The sequence below is a fragment of the Sphingomonas guangdongensis genome (genome assembly GCF_900199185.1).
In the GTDB taxonomy this organism is placed as follows: Bacteria; Pseudomonadota; Alphaproteobacteria; order Sphingomonadales; family Sphingomonadaceae; genus Sphingomonas; species Sphingomonas guangdongensis.
Genome location: NZ_OBMI01000003.1, coordinates 488,140 through 504,633, shown reverse-complemented (window position 1 = coordinate 504,633; position 16,494 = coordinate 488,140). Strand labels below are relative to the sequence as shown.

Annotated in this window: 14 protein-coding genes; 4 read left to right on the top strand and 10 right to left on the bottom strand. The window is 68.5% G+C overall.

The genetic code is table 11. The features are described from left to right. Nucleotides 1-82 precede the first annotated feature (82 nt). Both CRO12_RS14510 and CRO12_RS14505 read left to right on the top strand, forming a co-directional pair. Nucleotides 83-1,765, top strand: coding sequence for a tetratricopeptide repeat protein (locus tag CRO12_RS14510; RefSeq protein ID WP_097064763.1), 1,683 nt, complete (start codon nt 83-85; stop codon nt 1,763-1,765). 108 nt (nt 1,766-1,873) lie between these two features. Further along, on the top strand, nt 1,874-3,199 hold the full coding sequence (locus CRO12_RS14505) for a dicarboxylate/amino acid:cation symporter (protein ID WP_097064762.1): 1,326 nt from the start codon (nt 1,874-1,876) through the stop codon (nt 3,197-3,199). Between the two features lie 9 nt (nt 3,200-3,208). Here CRO12_RS14505 and CRO12_RS14500 read toward each other — a convergent pair whose 3' ends face one another. The 4 genes from CRO12_RS14500 to CRO12_RS14485 all read right to left on the bottom strand — a co-directional run bounded on the left by CRO12_RS14500 (nt 3,209) and on the right by CRO12_RS14485 (nt 6,222). Further along, nucleotides 3,209-3,835 (bottom strand): glutathione S-transferase family protein, encoded by a 627-nt coding sequence (locus tag CRO12_RS14500; RefSeq protein ID WP_097064761.1) that lies wholly within the window; start codon nt 3,833-3,835, stop codon nt 3,209-3,211. After that, nucleotides 3,832-4,662 carry a class I SAM-dependent methyltransferase gene (locus CRO12_RS14495; protein WP_097065100.1) on the bottom strand — a complete coding sequence of 277 codons (831 nt, stop codon included), beginning with the start codon at nt 4,660-4,662 and terminating at the stop codon, nt 3,832-3,834. Before CRO12_RS14495 ends, CRO12_RS14500 begins: the two co-directional genes overlap by 4 nt. 122 nt (nt 4,663-4,784) lie before the next feature. After that, nucleotides 4,785-5,858 carry a recombinase RecA gene (recA, locus tag CRO12_RS14490; RefSeq protein ID WP_097064760.1) on the bottom strand — a complete coding sequence of 358 codons (1,074 nt, stop codon included), beginning with the start codon at nt 5,856-5,858 and terminating at the stop codon, nt 4,785-4,787. Nucleotides 5,859-5,961: 103 nt separating this feature from the next. After that, a complete protein-coding gene (locus CRO12_RS14485; RefSeq protein ID WP_097064759.1) occupies nt 5,962-6,222 on the bottom strand; it encodes a DUF1467 family protein in 261 nt (86 codons plus the stop codon). A gap of 84 nt (nt 6,223-6,306) precedes the next feature. On the opposite strand from CRO12_RS14485, the gene CRO12_RS14480 reads away from it, so the two are divergent. Together CRO12_RS14480 and CRO12_RS14475 are read left to right on the top strand one after the other, a co-directional pair. After that, entirely contained in the window at nt 6,307-7,083 is a 777-nt protein-coding gene (locus CRO12_RS14480; protein WP_097064758.1) for a c-type cytochrome, read from the top strand. A 57-nt stretch (nt 7,084-7,140) separates the two neighbouring features. Then, a complete protein-coding gene (locus tag CRO12_RS14475; RefSeq protein WP_097065099.1) occupies nt 7,141-8,133 on the top strand; it encodes an SDR family oxidoreductase in 993 nt (330 codons plus the stop codon). A 13-nt stretch (nt 8,134-8,146) separates the two neighbouring features. On the opposite strand, the gene CRO12_RS14470 is transcribed toward CRO12_RS14475, so the two are convergent. From CRO12_RS14470 to nuoL, 6 genes are all read right to left on the bottom strand, one after another. Further along, complete coding sequence (locus tag CRO12_RS14470) at nt 8,147-9,730, bottom strand: ribonuclease J (protein WP_179641077.1); 1,584 nt, start codon at nt 9,728-9,730, stop codon at nt 8,147-8,149. A gap of 163 nt (nt 9,731-9,893) precedes the next feature. Next, on the bottom strand, nt 9,894-10,670 hold the full coding sequence (locus CRO12_RS14465) for a type III pantothenate kinase (RefSeq protein WP_097064756.1): 777 nt from the start codon (nt 10,668-10,670) through the stop codon (nt 9,894-9,896). 9 nt (nt 10,671-10,679) lie between these two features. Continuing rightward, the gene (locus CRO12_RS14460; RefSeq protein ID WP_097064755.1) at nt 10,680-11,372 is read right to left on the bottom strand and encodes a biotin--[acetyl-CoA-carboxylase] ligase; all 693 of its coding nucleotides are present in this window, start codon (nt 11,370-11,372) and stop codon (nt 10,680-10,682) included. 5 nt (nt 11,373-11,377) lie between these two features. Then, nucleotides 11,378-12,829: an NADH-quinone oxidoreductase subunit NuoN gene (gene nuoN, locus CRO12_RS14455; RefSeq protein ID WP_097064754.1), complete on the bottom strand. Its 1,452-nt coding sequence runs from the start codon at nt 12,827-12,829 to the stop codon at nt 11,378-11,380. After that, nucleotides 12,829-14,394 (bottom strand): NADH-quinone oxidoreductase subunit M, encoded by a 1,566-nt coding sequence (locus CRO12_RS14450; RefSeq protein ID WP_097064753.1) that lies wholly within the window; start codon nt 14,392-14,394, stop codon nt 12,829-12,831. The genes nuoN and CRO12_RS14450 overlap by 1 nt, the downstream gene beginning before the upstream one ends. After that, nucleotides 14,391-16,490 (bottom strand): NADH-quinone oxidoreductase subunit L, encoded by a 2,100-nt coding sequence (gene nuoL / locus CRO12_RS14445; protein WP_097064752.1) that lies wholly within the window; start codon nt 16,488-16,490, stop codon nt 14,391-14,393. Before nuoL ends, CRO12_RS14450 begins: the two co-directional genes overlap by 4 nt. Between the last annotated feature and the right edge of the window lie 4 nt (nt 16,491-16,494).

The following is a 16,494-nucleotide window of genomic DNA, read 5'->3' as shown; positions in this document are numbered from 1 at the left end:
GGCGAGCACCGGGCCGCACTCAAGCATCGCCGGGACACGTCGCCTGTGCTAAGCTTGCGGTGGCTTGGGGGAGTCCTGGACCATGCGCCTGATCGTCACCGCGATGCTGCTGCCGCTGCTCACCGGCCTCGGTGCGCAGGACGCGCCACCGGCGCCCGCGACCGATATGCCAGCGGCCATCTGCGGCGGTGACACGGTGCGGACCGCCACGCCCGAGCTGCTAAGCGGCTTCGGCAAGGGCGGCTGGGCGATCGCCACCCGCGTCCCCGCGGCGCAGGCATTCTTCGACAACGGCATGCAGCTCGGCGCCGCCTTCGCCCATGATGCTTCGATCGCCGCGATGAAGGAGGCGGTCAGGCGCGATCCGGCCTGCGCGATGTGCGTGTGGGGAGAGGCCTGGGCGGGCGGACCGACGATCAACTACGGCAAGTCGGCGGCGGAGAAGACGGCGCTGCTCGCCCGCGCACAATCGGCACGGCGGCTGGCCGCGGACGGCTCCGTGCTCGAGCGCGCGCTCGCGGACGCGCTGGTGCTGCGCTACCAGCCCGACGCGAAGGACGCGTCCGCTAACCTTGCCTACGCCCGGGCGCTCGACGCCGTCGTGCGCGCGCATCCGGGCAGCAACGCGCTCGACACGCTCGCCGCCGACGCGTGGCTGATCGCGTCGCTCGAGGGCGCGTCGTTGAAGCGCCCGGAGATCGACCGCTCGATCGCGCTGCTGGAAGGCGTGCTGGCGCGCGATCCGGACTATACGCCCGCCATCCACTTCTACATCCATGCGACCGAGATCGTCCGCCAGCCGGGGCGTGCATCACGCTACGCCGACCGCCTCGCCGCACTCGCACCGGCCGCCAGCCACCTGCTCCACATGCCTGGGCACACCTACTACTGGACCGGCCGGTACCAGGACGCGGCGCGGGCGAATGTCGCGGCGGCGAGGCTCGGTCAGGCGGAGGCGGCGAGGCTCGGTCAGGCGGAGGCGGCGCGGCTCGCCCCCACCACGCCCGACGCGGTCTGGGACGTCCGCTACCACGCGCACAACGTTCATTTCGGCATCGGCGGCGCGATGATGGCGGGCGATGCCGAGGCCGCGCTTTTCCTCGCCGAGCCGCTGGTGCGCCGCGCGGGCACGGCGACCGGTGATCGCGCGTTCCGCCAGATGGTGGCCGGCATGGGCTATGCCGCGCACGGCCGCTACGCCGATCCCGCCGCGGTTCTGGCGCTGCCGAGTCCCACGCTGCCGTATCTTACCGCCTATTGGCAATATGCCCGCGGCGAGGCGCAGGCGCGGCTCGGCAATGCCGCGGCGGTGCGTGCGGAAGCCGCCGCGATCGCAACGTCCTTCGCGAAGACGTCTGACCCGGCCGCCGGCGTGGCGGCGCAGATGGCGCGCATCGCCCAGCTGGTGTTGACCGGCCGTGCCGCGACCATCGAGGGCAAGCCGAAGCTCGCGCTGGCCGCGTTCACGCGGGCGGCCAGGCTGCAGGAGGAGGCGACCTTCACCAACTTCGCCGACCCGCCGCTCTGGTGGTACCCGGTGCGGCGCAGCATGGCGGAAGCGCTGCTGGGCTTGCGCCGACCCGAGAAGGCCTTGGTTGAGGCGGACAGAGTGCTGGCGGTCCTGCCCGCCGACCCGATGACGGTGGCGGTGCGCGCCCGCGCGCTTTCGGCGCTCGGCCGCCGCGCGGCGGCGCAGGCCGAGGCGCGCCGCGCGATCGCCGCGTGGCACGGTGACGCGCGTTCGTTTCGGCGATCGCTGAGCTGATCCCGCCGGTCATGCCGGCGCAGGTGAGGATGACAGCGAAGCGCTCCCGCGCTTGACCCGGCCCCCGCAATCGGGTCCTGTCCCCGTCAACTGAGAGGGACCCGCTGCGTGGCCAAGCGCCTGACCTACTACATCATCGCCGCACTGGTGCTCGGCATCGCCACCGGACTGATCCTGAACGCCATCTACGCCGACAATGGCGGCCCGGGCAGCGCGACGCTGACCAGCGTCGCCTACTATCTGTCGATCGTCACCACCGTGTTCCTGCGGCTGATCAAGATGATCATCGCGCCACTCGTCTTCTCGACGCTGGTGGTCGGGATCGCGCACATGGGCGACACCGCCGCACTCGGGCGGGTCGGTGGGCGATCGATCCTGTGGTTCATCGGCGCGAGCCTGATGTCACTCACGCTCGGCCTGATCCTGGTCAACCTGTTCCAGCCGGGGGTCGGGCTCGACATCCCGATCCCGCCCGCCGATGCGGCAAGCGGCGTCGACAAGGCGGCGTTCGACTTCAAGCAGTTCGTCAGCCACATCTTTCCCGCCTCCGGGATCGAGGCGATGGCGAATAATGAGATCCTGCAGATCGTCGTCTTTTCCGTCTTCATCGGGGTCGCGATCACCGCCGTCGGGGACAAGGCGGCGCCGCTGGTTCGCGGCATCGAATCGCTCGTGCAGGTCATGCTGCAGGTCACCAACTACGTGATGCGGTTCGCTCCCTTTGCGGTCTTCGCGGCGGTGACCGGCACCATCGCCGAGCGGGGCCCGGAGATCCTTGGAAGCCTGGGCTACTTCATGCTCACCTTCTACATCGGCATGGCGCTGCTATGGGTGCTGCTGATCGCGATCTGCCGGGTGATCGTCGGCCCACGTACCGGCGAGCTCGTTCGCTATATCCGCGATCCGCTGCTGCTCGCCTTCACCACCGCTTCGTCGGAGGCCGCCTATCCGCGCACGCTGGAGGCGCTCGACAGGTTCGGCGTGCCGCCGCGGATCGCCAGCTTCGTGCTGCCGCTCGGCTACTCGTTCAACCTCGATGGATCGATGATCTACATGACCTTCGCGACCATGTTCATCGCGCAGGCCTACGGCATCGACATGACGCTCGGGCAGCAGATCACCATGCTGCTGATCCTGATGATCACGTCCAAGGGGATCGCCGGCGTGCCGCGCGCCAGCCTGGTGGTGATCGCCGGCACGCTATCCTTCTTCGACATCCCGGAGGCGGGACTGCTGCTGATCATCGCGATTGACCATTTCCTCGACATGGGGCGGTCGGCGACCAACGTCGTGGGCAATGCGGTGGCGGCGACCGTCATCGCCAAGTGGGAGGCGCGGCGGCTCGATCCGGCGGAGAGCCCGGACGTGACCGCGCGAGTCGCGCCGAGCGGCGGCGGGCCGGCACGCGACGTCGACAGCTTCGATCGGGTCTGAGCGCGCCGTTCAGGCGTAGGCGTAGGGGCCACCGACCGCCAGCGCACGCTGATAGGCGGGACGCGCATGGATGCGCTGAAGCCAGGCGATCGTCGCCGGACGATTGCTGTCCAGCCCGCCGCGGGCGCGCGCCGCCTCCAGCGGAAAGCTCATCATGATGTCGGCCGCACTCATCTCGCTGCCGGCGAACCAGGGGCGGCTCGCCAGCTCCGCCTCGACATGGTCTAGGTGAACGTCGATCATCGGCTGAATTCTCGCCTGCGCACGGCGGCCCAGCAGCGGCACGCGCCCGAGCACCAGCTTGACGAGCAGCGGCGGCATCAGCGAGCCTTCAGCATAGTGGAGGAAGTAGCGGTAGCGCAGCGCCTCCTCCCGGTGAGCCGGCGGCCCGAACCGCCCATCGCCGCGCTCCACCAGATACTCGACGATCGCGCCCGTCTCCGCGACGACGCGCTCGCCGTCCTCAATCACCGGCGACTTTCCGAGCGGGTGGATGCGGCGAAGGTCCGGCGGGGCGAGCATCGTCGCCTTGTTCCGCTCGTACCGCCTGACCTCGTACGAAAGCCCGAGCTCCTCGAGCAGCCACAGCACGCGCTGGGAGCGGGAGTTCTCCAGGTGGTGGACGATCAGGGTCATGGCGCGTCTCCGGCGCGCGCGGTCCAGATCCACACGCTGGCGGACAGGCTTACTCGACCGCCCGTGACGCGGGAAGCGAAGGCGGCGCGCAACCGATCCTCGATCCGACTACGGTCGGCAGCACCCGCCTCCGCGATCACTCGCGCCGCCGGGCCAATCCGCCGGGTGAAGGCAAGCGCTTCCTCGACCGGCTCACTGCCGTCGCCCAGAACGTAACCGACGTCGTGGGGGACGGCAGTCACGTCGGACCAGCCGGCGTGAGACAAGACGTCCGTCGTGGCGGTATGATCTGCGAGGCTGAAGGGACCGGGGCCACTCGCCTCCAGCGGCACCACGCCTGCCGCCGCGTCGAGGACGCGAGCCCACTCGTTCTCCTCGCGCCTTCGGAAACAGGAGAAGACGAGTGGCGCGCCTGGACGCGCCGCGGCGCGGAGCCTCGCAAAGGCACCGGCAGGGTCGTCGAAGAACATCACGCCGTGACGAGACACGATAAGGTCGTTCGGCGCGAGCCGTTCCGCAACGCCGATCGCGTCGCCTGCTTCAAAGGTCAGCGCCGCTGCCGCCGCGGCACGCTCCCGCGCGACCCGCACCAGCGCCGCCGACAGGTCGACGCCGACCACCTCCAGCGCAGGCGCAGACCGGGTGAGTGCCAGCGAGGTACTGCCCACGCCGCAGCCGATGTCGAGCGCGCGACCCGCGACGGGTGCAACACGCGCAATCTCGGCATCCAGCACGTCTCCGATGCCCGCCATCGCGCGCTCTGTGCGCTGCCACTCGTCGGCCCAACTCTGCCCGACCGGCCCCTGCCACTCCGCGCCGCTCGTCATCCGCACCTCCGCCTTCGAGACCGTAGGCGGCGGCAGCAGCGTCGTCGACGTCGACCAACGCACACGAAAAAGCCCACCGAGCGACCGGCGGGCTCCTCGTCTTCAACGGTGCATCGATCCGGTCAGAGATCGTCGTCGGCGTCCGGACCGGTCATCATCTCCTCGGCGACCTTGTCGGTCCGCGCCCGGATCGCGCGCTCTAGCCGGTCAGCCAGTTCGGTATTCTCTCTGAGGAATGTCTTGGCGTTCTCGCGTCCCTGCCCGATCCGGACCGAGTCGTAGGAGAACCACGCGCCCGACTTCTCCACGAGCCCGGCCTTGACGCCCAGGTCGAGCACCTCGCCGATCTTGGAGATGCCCTCTCCGTACATGATGTCGAACTCGACCTGCTTGAACGGCGGAGCGACCTTGTTCTTGACCACCTTCACGCGGGTCGCGTTGCCGACGATGTCCTCGCGGTCCTTGATCTGTCCGGTCCGGCGAATATCGAGCCGGACGGAGGCGTAAAACTTCAGCGCGTTGCCGCCGGTCGTCGTCTCCGGGTTGCCGTACATCACGCCGATCTTCATGCGGAGCTGGTTGATGAAGATCACCATGCAGCGCGAGCGGCTGATCGAACCCGTCAGCTTGCGCAGCGACTGCGACATGAGCCGCGCCTGCAGGCCGACGTGGCTGTCGCCCATTTCGCCCTCGATCTCCGCGCGCGGCACCAGCGCCGCGACCGAATCGACCACCAGCACGTCGATCGCGTTCGAGCGCACCAGCGTGTCGGTGATCTCCAGCGCCTGCTCACCCGTGTCGGGCTGCGACACAATCAGCTCGTCAATGTTGACGCCGAGCTTCTTGGCATAAACCGGGTCGAGCGCGTGCTCGGCGTCGACGAACGCGGCAGTGCCGCCGTTCTTCTGCGCCTCCGCGATGACATGGAGCGCCAGCGTCGTCTTGCCCGAGCTTTCCGGCCCGTAGACCTCGATCACGCGCCCGCGCGGCAAGCCGCCGACCCCGAGTGCGATGTCGAGCCCGAGCGACCCGGTCGAGATCGCCTCGACCTGCATCGCCTCCTTCTGACCGAGCTTCATCGCAGAGCCCTTGCCAAAGGCGCGATCGATCTGCGCCAGGGCGGCGTCGAGCGCCTTCTGCCTATCCGTGTTCGCCGTCGCCATGCCGCTGTCGATGACCTTCAGGTTCGCTGCCATTGGGAAGCTCCATCGCTAGGGCATGATCGCCCGCCGTTCAATCGCTAGAGCATCCATGTATCGCATCTGTTCCACAGGAACAATAGTGGAACGAGGAAAAATCCTACCGAATCCAGTCGAGCATCTCGGGCGTGATCCAGCCATAGGTGTAGTTCAGGTAGAACAGCGCAAAGGCGATCGTCGCCACTACCGTGACGCGGACCGCGATGCGGCCGGCGGGGAAGTGGTGCGGCGCACTGTCGGCCTGACCCGGCACGCGCGTGCCGCCAGCCTCCTCCGTCGTGCGGACGCCGAACGGCAGCACCAGGAAGACGCAGAAGGTCCAGAACAGGAAGTAGATGGCGAGCGCTGATTGCCACTTCATCGCGCCCGCCTAGCCGAGCGAGGCAGCTGCGACCATTGACAATTTAGCGGTTCGCCTCGACCCTGATCGACACAGGGGGCCTGTATGCGGTTAGGGATCGTCGCGGGCGTGCTGCTCACGCTCACCGTACCTGTCTTGATCGCCGCGGCACCGCGCGGGTCCGCTGCACGGGGCGCGGGCATCGCGCGCGCGCTCGGCTGCACCGACTGCCACGGCGCGCGGCTCGCGGGCAAGGTCATCGTCGACGATCCGACCATCGCAACCTTGTGGAGCAGCAACCTGTCGCAGACGCTGCCGCGCTATTCGGACGCGGCGCTCGAGCGGACCCTGCGGACCGGCATCCGGCCCGATGGCAGCAAGCTGTGGTATATGGACGCCGCGCCCTATGCGGTGATGAACGACCGCGACATGCAGGACCTGATCGCGTGGCTGCGGACCGCCAAGCCGAGCGGAGTGGCGCATCCGCGCGTGCAGGCCCGCGCCCGCTGGCACAAGGCCGTCGCCGCCGGGCGGTTGAAGCCGGCCGCGGACACGCTGGCTGCGGCGCTCGCCGCGCCGCCGCCCGCGCTTGGCCCGGCGCTGGAGCGCGGCCGCTACATCGCCCGGACGCAGTGCGCGGGCTGCCATGAGCCCGACCTCAAGGGTCTGCGCGATCCGCAGCCCGGCGACCCGCCCGACCTCGCCGTCGCGGCGAGCTACACGCTTGATGGCTTCCGCACCCTGCTGCGCACCGGCAAGGCGCCGGGCGGGCGCGAGGTCGGCGAGATGTCAAAGGCGTCGCGCCAGCGGCTCGCCGCCATGCCGGAAAGCGACATTCGCGTGCTCCACGCCTATCTCGCCGCCCGTACAAAGGGGCGCTGAGCGGGAACAACGCTCCGCCATGGCTGGTTGACCGGCGAACCCCTGCCGGAGCGCGCCATGACCGACATCGATCCGACCCGCCGCACGATCGTCACCGCTGCCGGCCTCGCCGCCGCCGCCAGCGCGGTGCCGGCACTCGCGCAGGAGACGCCGCCGCCCCCGCAAGCGCCGACGACACCGCAGGCGGCCGCCTATCCCAAGCCGCCCTTCCCCGTGCAGCGCCAGCCCTGGCCGGGGCTTCAGTCCAAGATGAACCCGCGTCCCGACAGTGGCGAGAAGAGCTATCGCGGGTCCGGCCGCCTGGCCGGAAAGCGCGCGCTGATCACCGGCGGCGACAGCGGGATCGGCCGTGCCGCCGCGATCGCCTACGCGCGCGAGGGTGCTGACGTCGCAATCAACTACCTGCCCGCCGAGGAGCCGGACGCCCGCGAGGTCGTGGCGCTCATCCGCGAGGCTGGGCGCAAGGCCGTGGCGATCCCCGGCGACCTGCGCGAGGAGAGTTTCTGCCGCCAGCTGATCGAGCGCGCCGCGCGCGAGCTCGGCGGACTAGACATCCTGGTCAACAACGCCGCGCGTCAGCAGACCCGGCCGGAAATTGCGGCGATCACGTCGGAGGATTTCGACGCGACCATGAAGACCAACGTCTATGCGCCGTTCTGGCTGACCAAGGCGGCGGTTGCGCGGATGCAGGCCGGCGGCGTGATCGTCTTCACCTCGTCGGAACAGGCGAGCGACCCGTCGGCCGACATCATGGACTATGCCATGACCCGCGCGGCGGTGCTGAACCTGACCAAGAGCCTCGCCAAGCAGCTTGCGCCGAAGGGCATCCGCGTCAACGCGGTCGCACCAGGCCCCTTCTGGACGCCGCTTCAGGTGTCGGGCGGCGCGACGCCCGAGAAGCAGCAGAGCTTCGGCCGCACCGCGCCGCTCGGCCGGCCGGGACAGCCAGCGGAGATCGCGGGGCTGTACGTCGCCGCGGCCGACCCGGGCATGAGCTTCTCGACCGGACAGATCTTCGGCGCGACCGGCGGCGGCGGGCAGCCGGCCTAACCGCCGGCCGCGCTCACGCCTCGATCAGCAGGACATCGACGATCGGCTTCTTGCCGGTCCAGCGGGTCGCGACGCGGCGGACGCCCAGGCGGATCGCCTCGCGCAGCTTATCGCGATCCTTGCCGCGGATGCTTCTGATCGCCTCCTCGGCGGCATCGATCGCCTCGTCGAGGAATGGATCGCGGTCCTCCTCGACCGGCACACCCTGGAGCCGCACCTCCGGCTCGCCGATCAGCGAACCGTCCTTGCGGATCGCCGCTGCAACCGAGATCTGGCCGTAGAGGGCGAGCTTGCGGCGTTCGTTGAGCGTCTGGCCGTCGGCCGGCAGGATCACGTCGCCGTCGACCGCGAGCCGACCGACCGTGGCCTCGCCAATCTTCTGCGGCGTGCCGGGCGCCAGGCGGATGATGTCACCATCCTTCTGGATGACCGCGCCGGGTACGCCGCTCGCGATCGCGAAGCGGGCGTGCTCCGACAGGTGCCGCATCTCGCCGTGAACCGGCATCACCAGCTCCGGACGGATCCAACGATACATCTGCTCCAGCTCGGGACGGCCCGGGTGGCCGGAAACGTGGACGAAGGCCTGCCGCTCCGTCACGATCTCCACTCCCGCCGCGGCAAGGCGGTTCTGAATCGCGCCGATCGCGGTCTCATTGCCCGGGATCTGGCGGGACGAGAACACCACCGAGTCGCCGCGGTCGAGCTTCAGCGGGTGCGTGCCCTCCGAGATGCGGCCGAGCGCGGCGCGCGGCTCGCCCTGACCGCCGGTCGCGACGATCAGCACCTTGTCGCGCGGCAGCTTCTGCGCGGCGTCCCAGTCGACCGTCTGCGGAAAGTTCTTCAAATAGCCGACCGCCTTGGCCACGCGGACGATGCGGTCGAGCGAGCGCCCCGCGACCACCAGCTGCCGACCGGTGTCGCGCGCGACCTGTCCCAGCGTCTCCAGCCGCGCGACGTTGGAGGCAAAGGTGGTGACGAGCACGCGGCCCTTCGCCTTGCCGATCACCGCGTCCAAGCCCTCGCGCACCTGCGCCTCGGTGCCCGACGCTTCCGGGTTGAAGACGTTGGTGGAGTCGCACACCAGCGCGAACACGCCCTTGTCGCCGATCGCGGTCAGCTCCGCCTCCGTCGACGCACCGCCGATCGCGCTCTCCTCGTCGATCTTCCAGTCGCCGGTGTGCAGGATGCGACCGTGCGGCGTGCCGATCAGGATCGCGTTCCCCTCCGGGATCGAGTGTGCGAGCGGAACATAGGACAGGTCGAACGGCCCGAGCTGGAACGGCTCGTTCTCCCGCACCAGCTTCAGCTTGACGTCGTTCGCAACGCCCTCCTCCTCCAGCTTCTCGCGGATCAGGCCGGCGGTGAACGGCGTCGCGTAGATCGGCACCCCCAGGTCGGCGGCGAGGTAGGGCAGCGCACCGATATGATCTTCGTGCCCGTGCGTGATGACGATGCCGAGCAGGTCGCCCAGCCGCTCCTCGACGAAGGAGAGGTCGGGCAGCAGCACGTCGACGCCGGGGTAATCGGGATCGGCGAAGGTGACGCCGCAATCGACCATCAGCCACTTGCCGTTGCAGCCGTAAAGATTGACGTTCATGCCGATCTCGCCCGAGCCGCCGAGCGCGACGAAGAGCAATTCGTTCTTGGGATTGGTCACTTGGTACTTTCTGTAGAGTGAAGGCACCTGCGTGATACGCCCGGCGCCGCTTGAACCGCCTGGTGGCGGTGAGAATTCTAGGCCCGGGCAGGACGCCCGCCGCTCACCTCGCCATATGGGTGCGCTCCGCCATCATCGCCAGTCCCGTGAGGGTCAGGTCGTGCGCCACCGCGTCGAAGCAGTCGGTATGCTGCTCGAACAGCACGGCCAGGCCGCCGGTCGCGATGACCCGCGCCGGGCGGCCGATCTCGGCCTTCAACCGCGCGATCAGCCCTTCCAGCATGGCGACATAGCCCCAGAAGATGCCGATGTGCATCTGGTCGACCGTGTTGCGGCCGATCACGCGGGTATCTTCCGGCGCCTCGATCGCGATCCGCGGCAGCTTGGCGGCGGCGGTCACCAGCGCGTCGAGGCTGAGGTTGATACCCGGAGCGATGATCCCGCCCTTGTACGCGCCGGTGTAATCAACGACGTCGAAGGTGGTCGCGGTGCCGAAATCGACCACGATCAGGTCGCCGCTGTAGGCCGCGTGCGCGGCGATGGCGTTGAGCGCGCGGTCGGCGCCCAGGCTCTGCGGCTCGTCGACGTCGAGCACCAGCGGCCAGCCGTCGGCGCCCGCGACGATCGGCTCGCCGCCGAAATACTTGATGCTGAGTGTGCGCAGGTTGTGGAGCGCGCGCGGCACCACCGTGCCGATCACCACCTCCGTAACCGCCGCGCGCTCGATCCCCTCCAGCGCGAGCAACTGGCTCAGCCAGACGACATACTCGTCGGCCGTACGCCGGGGATCGGTCGCGATCCGCCACCGCGCCCGAACTTGCCGACCGTCCATGACGGCGAAGACGACATTGGTGTTGCCGGCATCGATCGCGAGCAGCATGGGGCGCCTTCAGAGGAGGGACACGTCGGCGGCGTGAATGACACGGGTGGTGCCGTCGGCCAAGCGGAGGTTGAGCGCGCCGCCGCCGTCCAGCCCGACAAAGAGCCCGTCGACCACCGTGCCGTCCGGCAGGAGCGCCGACAGTGCAGTGCCGGATGGGTGCGCGCTGGCGAGCCACGCCTGCCGCACGGGTGCGAGACGCTCCATCCGCCAGCGAGCGAGCCAGCGCGCGAACAGCTCGGCCAGCGTCTCCACCAGCGTCGCCGGCGTGACGAGGCAGCCCTGGGCGGCAAGGCTGGTCGTCGCGCGTCCCGGCAGGTCGGGTGCGTGAGCGCAATTCACGCCGAAGCCGACCGCCACCGCCTCCCCTTCCCGCTCGAGCAGGATGCCCGACAGCTTGGCGCCACCGACCAGCAGGTCGTTCGGCCACTTGATCGTGGCCGTGACACCGTGGACGGCGATCGTTTCGTGCAGGGCAACGGCGGCGACCAGCGCCAGTCCGGCCGCCGGCGGATCGACGGCGCGGTGCCGCACGAGCGTCGTCGCGTAGAGATTGCCCTTGGGCGACACCCAATGGCGGCCATGCCGCCCGCGCCCGCCCTCCTGGCGATCGGCGCGGAGCCACCATCCCTCCCGCGCACCCGCCCGCGCGGCGGTGAGGACGTCGGCGTTGGTCGATCCGGTCGCGGCGACCGTCGCCAGGTCTTTCAGAACAGCGCGCTCGCCGCCGCCGCGGTGACCGGAGCCAGCGGCTTGATCAGCAGGTAGCCGAGCGGCGAGATGACCAGCGCCGCGACCGCGATCAGGCCGTAGTCGAGCGTGCTCGACGCATCGCGCCCGACGATCTCATTGGCGGGCGGATCGAAGTACATCGTCTTGATGATCTTGAGATAGTAATAGGCGCCGACCACCGATCCAACCGCACCCGCCACTGCGAAGCCGAACAGCCCGGCGTCGGTGGCCGCCCAGAACACCGCCAGCTTCGGATAAAAGCCGAGCAGCGGCGGGATGCCGGCCAGCGAGAACATGAACATGGCGAAGGCCGCGGCGAGGCCGGGGCGCGTTCGCGACAGTCCGGACAGGCTTGCGATGCTCTCGATCGGCTCGCCATCGGCGCCGCGCATCTGCAGCACCACCAGGAAGCTGCCGAGCGTCATCACCACGTAGACCGTCATGTAGCTTAGCACGGCGGCCGCGCCCTCGCTCGTCCCCGCGCCCAGCCCCATCAGCGCGAAGCCGACGTTGTTGATCGAGGAATAAGCAAGCAGCCGCTTGATGTTGGTCTGCCCGATCGCCGCCACCGCGCCGAACAGGATCGACGCGAGCGAGGCGAAGATGACGATCTGCTGCCATTGCAGCAGCGCCGGCCCCATCGCGTCGAGCGCGACACGGAGCGCGAGCGCCACCGCCGCGACCTTCTGCGCGGTCGCAAAGCTTACCACGACCGGGGTGGGAGCGCCCTCATACACGTCGGGCGTCCACATGTGGAACGGCACCGCCGCGATCTTGAAGGCGATGCCGGCGAACACGAAGACCAGCCCGATCAGCAGCCCAGTGCCCGGCGTCGCGTCATAGGCAGCGGCGATCAGGTCGAACTCGGTCGAGCCCGAAAAGCCATACACCAGGCTGATGCCGTAGAGCAGGATCCCGCTCGCGAGCGCGCCGAGCACGAAATACTTGAGGCCCGCCTCCGCCGAGCGGGTGTCGCGCCGCATGAAGCTCGCCAGCACGTAGGCCGCGAGGCTCTGAAGCTCGAGCCCGACGTAGAGCACCAGCATGTCGCCCGCCGACACCATCATCCCCATGCCGACCGCCGCGAGCAGCATCAGCACCGGGTATTCGGGCCGGAGATCGTCTCCGCTGGTGCGGGCAAAGAAGGCGGGCGCGACGATGATCGACACCGCAGTCGCGACGTAGATCAGCACCTTCGCATAGGCGGCGAACGCGTCGGCGCGGAACAGGCCGTCGAATGCGTCCGCCCCGCTGCTGGCGGGACCGGCGAGCGCGATCCCGGCACCTATCAGCACCGCGACCGAGGCCCAGCTGACCGCGCGCGTCGACGCCTGACCGCCCCAGGCGGCGACAAGCATCAGCACCAGCGCGCCGACGGTCAGCACCAGTTCGGGAAGGATCAGTACCAGGTCAGACGAACCGTTCATCAGTGCGCCCCTCCCGACGCGGCAGTAGCGTGGGCGGCGGCACCATGGGCGGCGGCCAAGGCAGGGTTGCCCGGGGTCGGCTTGGAGTCACTTACCGGCTTGGTCCGCTCGACGCGGGCGAGCAGCGTCGCGACGTCGGCGCGCATCGGCGCCAGAAAGCTCTCCGGATAGACGCCCATCCACAGCACCACCGCGGCGACCGGCGCCAGCAGCGCGATCTCCCGACCCGACAGGTCGGTCATCGAGCGCACGTCGTCGTGGACGATGTCGCCGTATGCCACACGGCGGTAGAGATAGAGCATGTAGGCGGCACCCAGGATGATGCCGGTGGTGCACACCAGCGTGATCCAGGTGTTGATCTGGTAGGTGCCGGCAAGGCTCAGGAACTCGCCAACGAACCCGCTGGTGCCCGGCAGGCCGATCGACGCCATGGTGAACAGCAGGAACAGCACCGCGTAGCGCGGCATGTTGATGCTCAGGCCCCCGTAGCGACTGATCTCACGGGTGTGCAGCCGATCGTAGATGACGCCTACGCACAGGAACAGCGCGCCCGACACCAGCCCGTGGCTGAGCATCACGATCATCGCACCCTCGATCCCCTGCTGGTTGAAGGCGAACAGGCCGATGGTGACGATCGCCATGTGCGCGACCGAGGAATAGGCGATCAGCTTCTTCATGTCCGACTGCACCAGCGCGACCAGGCTGGTGTAGACTACCGCCACTGCCGAGAGCACCAGCACCAGCCATGCGAGCGCGGCCGACGCTTCCGGGAACATCGGAAGGCTGAACCGCAGGAAGCCGTAGCCACCGAGCTTCAGAAGCACGCCCGCGAGGATCACCGATCCCGCGGTCGGCGCCTGGACGTGCGCGTCGGGGAGCCAGGTGTGGACCGGCCACATCGGCATCTTGACCGCGAACGACGCGAAGAAGGCGAGCCACAGCCAATATTGCGCCCCGACCGGGAAGTCATGACTCATCAGGTCCGGAATGTAGGTGGTGTTGGCGCCGAGCGGGCTCGCCATCCACAGCATCGCGATCAGCATCACGATCGAGCCGAGCAGCGTGTAGAGGAAGAACTTGTAGCTGGCGTAGATCCGGTTCGCGCCGCCCCAGATGCCGATGATCAGATACATCGGAATGAGGCCGGCCTCGAAGAAGATGTAGAACAGCAGCAGGTCCTGCGCGGCAAAGGTGCCGATCATCAGCACCTCCGTCAGCAGGAAGGCGGCCATATACTCGGGCACGCGCTCGGTGATCGCTTCCCAGGAGGCCCCGATGCAGATCGGCATCAGGAACACCGACAGCATGATCAGCAGCAGCGCAAAACCGTCGATCCCGAGCGCATAGGCGAAGCGCGGGAACAGCTCGTGATATTCGGTGAACTGCCACTGTGCGGCCGGGCCGGCGACGTCGAAGTTGGCCCAAAGGAGAATGCCGAGCGCCAGATCGACCAGCGTCGCCGCCAGCGCCAGCCAGCGGGCGGTGCGCGCGTCAAGGAACAGGCACGCGATCGCCGCGACGAGCGGCACCGCCAGCATGACGGAGAGGATCGGAAAGCCGGTCATCGCGTGATCGCCCAGGTGACGGCCGCGGTCAGGCCGAGCAGCATGACGAAGGCATAGGTGTAGAGATATCCGGTCTGGACACGGCCCGCGACGCGGCTGCCCAGCCCGACCAGCGCTGCCGATCCGTTGGGACCGAAGCGGTCGATCGTGCCCTCGTCACCGCGCTTCCAGAAGAAGCGGCCGACGGCGAACGCCGGCCGGACGAACACGGCATTGTACAGCTCGTCGAAGTACCACTTGTTGAGCAGGAAGTCGTAGAGCACGCGGAAGGTGTCGGCGAACTTCGCCGGGAAGCCGGGCGAGCGGATGTAGCTTGCCCAGGCGATCAGCAGCCCGGTCAGCATCACGATTGTCGCCGACAGCTTCACCAGCAGCGGCACTTCATGCATCGCGTGCATCAGATGCTCGTTGAACGCGATCGAGCCCTGCCAGAAGCGGTTGGACTCGGGTTCGATGAAGAACGGGAAGAAGACGAAGCCCGCCACGACCGCGCCGATCGACAGGACGATCAGCGGCAGGCGCATCGACCACGGGCTCTCGTGCGGGTGGTAGCCACCGGTGCCGTCGGTCACCTCGTGCGCGCCCGGCGCATGGGTGTCAGGAGTGGCGCCCGCGCCCTCTTCGGCCGCCTCGCCGTGGTGCCCGTGGGCCGCGTCAGCGCCCTCGTGGTGGCCGTGATCGTGACCGTGGTTATGAGCGTCGTGCACCGCGTGCTGAATGTGCTCGCTGTTGATCCAGCGGGGCTTGCCCCAGAAGGTCAGGAACATCAGCCGCCAGGAATAGAAGCTGGTCAGCAGCGCGGCGACCATGCCGACCACCGATGCCATCTGCCCGCCCGGACCCGCCGCCCAAGCGACCTCGATGATCGCGTCCTTCGAGTGATAGCCCGCGAACCCGCCAACTTCGTAGATGCCGACGCCGGTGATCGCCAGCGTGCCTAGGAGCATGGCCGTGAAGGTCACCGGGATCGAGCGGCGGAGCCCGCCGTAGAAGCGCATGTCCTGCTCATGGTGCATCGCGTGGATGACCGAGCCGGCGCCGAGGAACAGCAGCGCCTTGAAGAAGGCGTGGGTAGACAGGTGGAACATCGCCGCGCCGTACGCGCCGACGCCGGCGGCGAAGAACATGTAGCCGAGTTGGCTGCAGGTCGAATAAGCGATCACCCGCTTGATGTCGTTCTGGACGGTGCCGACCGTCGCCGCGAACAGGCAGGTCGCGGCGCCGACAAAGGTTACGACGCCGAGCGCCGTCGGGCTCGTCTCGAACATCGGCGACAGGCGGCACACCATGAACACGCCGGCGGTCACCATGGTCGCGGCGTGGATCAGCGCCGATACCGGGGTCGGACCCTCCATCGCGTCCGGCAGCCAGGTGTGAAGCCCGAGCTGCGCCGACTTGCCCATCGCACCGACGAACAGCAGCAGGCACAGCACCGTCATCGTGTCGAAGCGTGCGCCGAGGAAGCCGATCGTCGATCCGGCCATGCCAGGTGCCGCCTCAAGGATTGCGGGGATCGAGACGGTGCCGAACACCAGATAGGTGCCGAAGATGCCGAGCATGAAGCCCAGGTCGCCGACACGATTGACCACGAATGCCTTGATCGCGGCGGCGTTGGCCGACGGCTTGCGGAACCAGAAGCCGATCAGGAGGTAGGAGGCGAGACCGACGCCCTCCCAGCCGAAGAACATCTGTACGAGGTTGTCTGCCGTCACCAGCATCAGCATCGCAAAGGTGAACAGCGACAGATAGGCGAAGAACCGCGGCTGATCCGGGTCCTCGCTCATGTACCCCCAGGAATAGAGGTGGACGAGCGCAGACACCGACGTGATCACGACCAGCATGACCGCGGTGAGCGCATCGACGCGCAGTGCCCAGTCGAACACCATCGTGCCCGACGTCACCCAGTTGGAGACGGGTGTGACGCCCGCCTCAGCCGTGCCGGTCAGGAACCCGATGAAGATCGGCCACGACAGCGCGCAGGCGACGAACAGCGCACCCGTCGTCACAAGCTTCGGCAGCGCGGTGCCGAATGCGCGGTTGGCGAGCCCTGCGACGACGGCCGCGAGGAGCGGCAGAAAGACGATCAGCTGGATCATCCGC

Coding starts and splice junctions, on each gene's coding strand:
- CRO12_RS14510 (WP_097064763.1), top strand. CDS start 83: ATGCGCCTGATCGTCACCGCGATGCTGCTGCCGCTGCTCACCGGCCTC.
- CRO12_RS14500 (WP_097064761.1), bottom strand. CDS start 3,835: ATGACCCTGATCGTCCACCACCTGGAGAACTCCCGCTCCCAGCGCGTG.
- CRO12_RS14495 (WP_097065100.1), bottom strand. CDS start 4,662: ATGACGAGCGGCGCGGAGTGGCAGGGGCCGGTCGGGCAGAGTTGGGCC.
- recA (WP_097064760.1), bottom strand. CDS start 5,858: ATGGCAGCGAACCTGAAGGTCATCGACAGCGGCATGGCGACGGCGAAC.
- CRO12_RS14485 (WP_097064759.1), bottom strand. CDS start 6,222: ATGAAGTGGCAATCAGCGCTCGCCATCTACTTCCTGTTCTGGACCTTC.
- CRO12_RS14480 (WP_097064758.1), top strand. CDS start 6,307: ATGCGGTTAGGGATCGTCGCGGGCGTGCTGCTCACGCTCACCGTACCT.
- CRO12_RS14475 (WP_097065099.1), top strand. CDS start 7,141: ATGACCGACATCGATCCGACCCGCCGCACGATCGTCACCGCTGCCGGC.
- CRO12_RS14470 (WP_179641077.1), bottom strand. CDS start 9,730: ATGAACGTCAATCTTTACGGCTGCAACGGCAAGTGGCTGATGGTCGAT.
- CRO12_RS14465 (WP_097064756.1), bottom strand. CDS start 10,670: ATGCTGCTCGCGATCGATGCCGGCAACACCAATGTCGTCTTCGCCGTC.
- nuoN (WP_097064754.1), bottom strand. CDS start 12,829: ATGAACGGTTCGTCTGACCTGGTACTGATCCTTCCCGAACTGGTGCTG.
- CRO12_RS14450 (WP_097064753.1), bottom strand. CDS start 14,394: ATGACCGGCTTTCCGATCCTCTCCGTCATGCTGGCGGTGCCGCTCGTC.
- nuoL (WP_097064752.1), bottom strand. CDS start 16,490: ATGATCCAGCTGATCGTCTTTCTGCCGCTCCTCGCGGCCGTCGTCGCA.